This window comes from Nonomuraea sp. NPDC052265, from assembly GCF_044547985.1.
GTDB lineage: Bacteria > Actinomycetota > Actinomycetes > Streptosporangiales > Streptosporangiaceae > Nonomuraea.
Map to the genome: position 1 here is coordinate 1 of NZ_JBIUBJ010000058.1, position 4,652 is coordinate 4,652.

At 63.8% G+C, this 4,652-nt stretch carries 4 protein-coding genes; all 4 read right to left on the reverse strand.

Annotated elements, in window-relative coordinates:
* Positions 1-257: 257 nt before the first annotated feature.
* Positions 258-977, reverse strand: a complete 720-nt coding sequence (locus ACIHAD_RS48700) for a BTAD domain-containing putative transcriptional regulator (RefSeq protein WP_397361722.1) — start codon at positions 975-977, stop codon at positions 258-260.
* A gap of 1,178 nt (positions 978-2,155) precedes the next feature.
* Positions 2,156-2,452: a hypothetical protein gene (locus ACIHAD_RS48705; protein WP_358287850.1), complete on the reverse strand. Its 297-nt coding sequence runs from the start codon at positions 2,450-2,452 to the stop codon at positions 2,156-2,158.
* 957 nt (positions 2,453-3,409) lie between these two features.
* Positions 3,410-4,039 (reverse strand): hypothetical protein, encoded by a 630-nt coding sequence (locus ACIHAD_RS48710; protein ID WP_397361723.1) that lies wholly within the window; start codon positions 4,037-4,039, stop codon positions 3,410-3,412.
* Between the two features lie 39 nt (positions 4,040-4,078).
* On the reverse strand, positions 4,079-4,402 hold the full coding sequence (locus ACIHAD_RS48715) for a hypothetical protein (RefSeq protein ID WP_397361724.1): 324 nt from the start codon (positions 4,400-4,402) through the stop codon (positions 4,079-4,081).
* Positions 4,403-4,652 lie beyond the last annotated feature (250 nt).

The following is a 4,652-nucleotide window of genomic DNA, read 5'->3' on the forward strand; positions in this document are numbered from 1 at the left end:
CTTCACGCACAGCCTGTTACAGGATCGCGATCACCAGTACCGTCGCCGGCCGGGTAGCGCTCCGTCACCGCTCCACAACCTTTGATCCAGATCCGAGAACTGGCCCCAGGGAAGCCGACGCCCATCCGTTACCACCCTGCGCCTACTGGCCCGCATCTACGGCACTCACCCCGCCCATCTGCTCACGGGCGAGGCTTTGGCCGCATACCCCATGCGTGACCGACAGATTCTTGGGCACCGAGGCTGGGAGCTGCCGATCACCCGATGAAGCGCTGGTAGATCTGCCGGGCTTGTGCACTCGGCCGCGCGTCGATTTCCGCCAACCGTTCCGTCAGCTGTTGGAAAGTCACCTCAAAGGCGGACAATCGACCGAGATCCCCCTGAATCATGAGGATCTGGCGCCACAACACCTCGTTGTAGGGATCGATGCGGTCAACCGCCAACGTCAGCACATCCAGCGCACGGTCCGGGTTCTCCGGTCGCTCGAGGTCGACCAGTCGCAGAGCTCCTCGAACTGCCTGTGTCGCAGCAGCCTGGCGTGGAGAAATGCACCAGGCGTCATCACGATCCGCCAGGAGGGGCCCCTGGTACAGGTCCAGCATCCGTCGCAACGCCTCCCGGCGAGCGTGCTCGCCGGATGCGGAATTGGCTTGAACGTACGCCTCCTCGAACTGCCACCAGTCCACGTCGAAGTACGCCGCAGGCAGCCGGCGCCTCTGTCCTGTCTTCACCACGAACTTCACATGGGCTGCAAGTCCCGTCGCCTGCCGCATCGTCGCATTGATATCGCGCACCGCTGTGTCCAGGCGGCGGGCACCTCGCTCTTCGTCCCCTGGCCACAACCGCTCGACCACCGACTCCGACGATGCTCCGTCCTTGATCGTCGCGAGTAGGGCGAACAAGGCGCGGCCTTCCGCACGGCCGAACGACACCTCCCGTCCAGCCACCATCACGCGCGCCGGTCCAAGCACGTACACCTGAGCCAGGGCTGCCGAGCTCGCGACTGTCGGAGGTCCTATTGCCCCCGATGCGGGCTCCGAGATCGGCGAGGCTGCCTCCGCCGTTTCGCGCCGGGAGGGCAGTTCCTGTGCACTGGCCTCTTCGTGAGTACCCGTACTGACCGTGGTGGCACCGACAGTTGCAGTAATGAGTTCGTGCCCAAGGACGAGGCCGTCCTCGCGGCGTATGTCTACTCCAGGGAACGCGATCAGCGGGACGTTCGGCCTGCCCCTCCTTCGGGCCCAATGGACCAGAAGCCCGGTCAGCAGCATTACCAACAAGGCGAATGCGGCAGCCCCGCTCAAAACCGACCAGGAGTCGGTAGAGGCGGTATTCACCGACTCGCTGCTTTGAGCAGAGCGGGAAGGCAGGGCAGGCATGGGTGCGCCACGCGTGCTGGCCGGAACAGGAGCCGGCACGCCGGAAGCAGAAGGCTTGGGTCTTGGATGAGCGTGCCGGCGCCTACGAGGCGCGTGCGAGTTCTTGTGTCGTGCCTTCTGGGCGTTCAGGGAACTGATCGGATGTGGTCGCACGACCCGCTCAGGCGACACCTCTACTTCGGCCGGATGATGACCGCGAGCGTTCGGCGCCAGCTCGGATGTTGGTCGCTGCGTTCTGATCGGATGTGGAGCGTCCGGGGTTACCGTTCTGCTGGGTGATGGTTGCGGCCTGGCCCGTGGCCTTTCTGCCATGTCGCGTTCTGCAGGTGCTACGGAGGCCGGCTGACGCCGCGCCTCCTTCAAGAGTCCCAACAAGTCCGGGTAGTGACCGCTTTCGAACTCATTATTGACGGAAGCGCACCACTTTTCGATGTCGAACATTTTGTACGCTTCCTCAGATACTGGCGGGCAGTAATCCGTGCCCAGTGCATGCGCCAAGGATGGTCCGCCCAAGCCTGCGCCGAGCGCAGCTGCGGCCAGGGCGAGGGAACGGGCCGCCAGCCAGAGCCCCAGCCATTTTCCCCGTGTGTGAGGATCATCCCGAATCAGCAGGCACCTCCACAGAAGCCGATCACGTCACTTCAGATTTACCAGCCCCTTCAGCGGAATTGATCCGGGAAACACGATTCCAATCGCCAAAGCTTGACCCAAGAGCCACTTGCGGACACGGCAGATACGACCACATAAGTCGTATTCCCCGCCCGCCCAGAATCGGGTCAGCCAATGAAGACACTCTTGCCCGTTCTGGCGATTTCCAGCCGACCGGAGAGTAGTACGGCGTTGATGTCGACGTCACAGCTTGGGCCCTCATGGATAAAGGCGACCCCGTTGGTCTCGTTGAGAACGTACGCCGGCAGATCTCGGATGGGGTAACAGCCATGAGGTTTGTAGTACACCTCACCGTTGATGATCAGCGCTCCAGCCGCAGCACGTACCGGTGCAGCGGGAAGGGCAGCCGTAACCAACATCCCTACTGCGGCGAGGGCAAAGAACCTGGCAGCGAACAATCCCACGCGAAGCCTCCCTGTGTTCTGACTGCCCCTTGCAGCCATACGGTAAACAGAGAGTCACATGATAACCACGGTTAGCTATAGCCGCGGGGTAACAGCACGGTTCGCGCGCACCGAGGCTGCGCGAGCGGATCGCATCACGTCTCCTCTTTCGCGTAGATCTAGTGGGTCCCTGTATTGATCAGCATCTTCATGGGCCAAGCGACAAGCTGCTGCGTCGCGCGGGTGGCACGTAGATGCAGGCCGCCACTCATATCTCAGTGCCACGAATCTTTCAGGGAAGATCAAAGCCTGTCCGACGGGCACCGTCCCGCAATTAGGCTGCGACACCTTAGCGATCAGGAGAATCGGGAGCAGGCTATGCCCGGAATGAGTGAGCGACGACGCGGGCGGATCCGCGCCATGGCTCTGTTGCTCGCAGGCGGGGCCACTACCGCCGCAGCCATCGCCATGGCCGTCAGCGGAGCCGGGACAGCCACGTCAGGGAACCAGCAGACCTCCTCACAAGCAGCCACGGAGATTCCGCAAGGCGCCAACAACACGAGGATCGTCACATCTCCCCACCACAAGAGGAAGTCGGCCACCTCATCCAGGGGCACCACCGGGACTCCAAACGAAACGACCGGAAAACGAGATGGCATCACCGGCAACACAAAGGCCGTCATCGCACCCAGGAATCGAGCACACGTCGATGTGGCGCGTGACCGCCTCCCGGCCGTCCACCCACAAACGCCGGACGGGCCCGCGATTGACCGTCACGCGCCACAGTCGAGCCATCGAGCAAAGCGAGCGCCGAGCCGTCCCCGCCCAGCCTCATCCCGCAGCTCTGAGCACGCTGGAATCCCATCATTGATCGGGATGAAGTGCGACGAGTTGTTCCCCTCCCACGAACGAGACTTTCGTCTGCGCAACATGGCCTGCCATCAATTCTTGGATTGATGGCGCGCGTTCAGCGCGATGTCAAGGTTGTGTGCGCACGACAGCGATGGAGATCTCCCCGTTGAGGGCGTGGGCCGCGACCACAGGCGCAACGGCACTGTCCACAACGACCGTAGCCTGACTGGCCGATCCGGACGTGTAGCTCACGCTCTCCACCACAGCCTCCTCCGCGAGAAGCGTGGGCGGTTCGGAGTCGGCCCTGCGCGCGGGAACGTGGATCAGCTGGACCCGTTCACCACGCTGCAGGTCATAAGGCGCTTGGCCAGGCTTGAGCGCCAGCCCCATCCTGACGGATTTCCCGCTGATCGCTCCGGTCCCGTTCGTCGCGGCCATCGGCTGGGTGAGTAGCGTGCCGGGCAGCACGGTGACGGTGGCGACGGTTGCGGCCACCTGGTCGCGCTGGGCCCACGGCCAGTAGGTGACTCCCCCATCGGCGATGCGTGCCTCCTGCAGCGCTCCGCGGTCGAAGCGCTGGCCGGCACCGATCTTCCGGGTGACACGGATGACGGAGATGCGTTCGTCGGCGCGCATCACCAGGAGGGTCGTGGCCAGGGCGCCACCAAGGACGAGCAGCACAGCGAGGGCGGCGAGGGCTGGCCTGCGTTGACGCGTCTGCTGCGGTAACCCACGGGAAGCAACTCCGGTCAGCACACCCGCTCCTTCAGTCATTCGCGGTCGTCCTGGGAGTTCCTAGATGTTGCGTGGCGGGTTGCACCAGCGCCATGTGCCGCCATCGGGATCGACGTCCGGGCCGTAACAGAACTGGGCCCGCTTGATGGAGCCGAAGAACACCGAATCGTCGACACACCCCGACTTGGGCCCTGCCTGCAGCAGGATCGTCCGGCCGATCGTGGTCTTGTACTCCACGGCCACCTTGTCCTCGTCGTCGAGCGCATCACACAGCATCACGCGCTTTCGGTCGGCACTGATCTCAACGGTCCCAAGCCGCCCATACCCGTCGGTCCACGGGCGTGCGGACGCCCACACCGGCCCCGCCACCAACACCCCGCCCACCAACACTCCTGGCACTACCCTCGCCCACCGTGACATCGTTCCCCTTCCTGCGAGCACGCAGCTCATGTGTCACGAAGAGTTATCATGCATAGCCGGAACGCAACGACTAAATGTGGCGCACAGCCCCCCTTGAGGAGATCGAGCCGGCAGACCAACTGTGCATCCCCCCGTAGCGTGGAGACCGAACCGGGAGAGGTTTGGTCGTGGCAGCAGTCACGCGGCGGCGCTTTGATCCGGAGTTCCGGGCTGG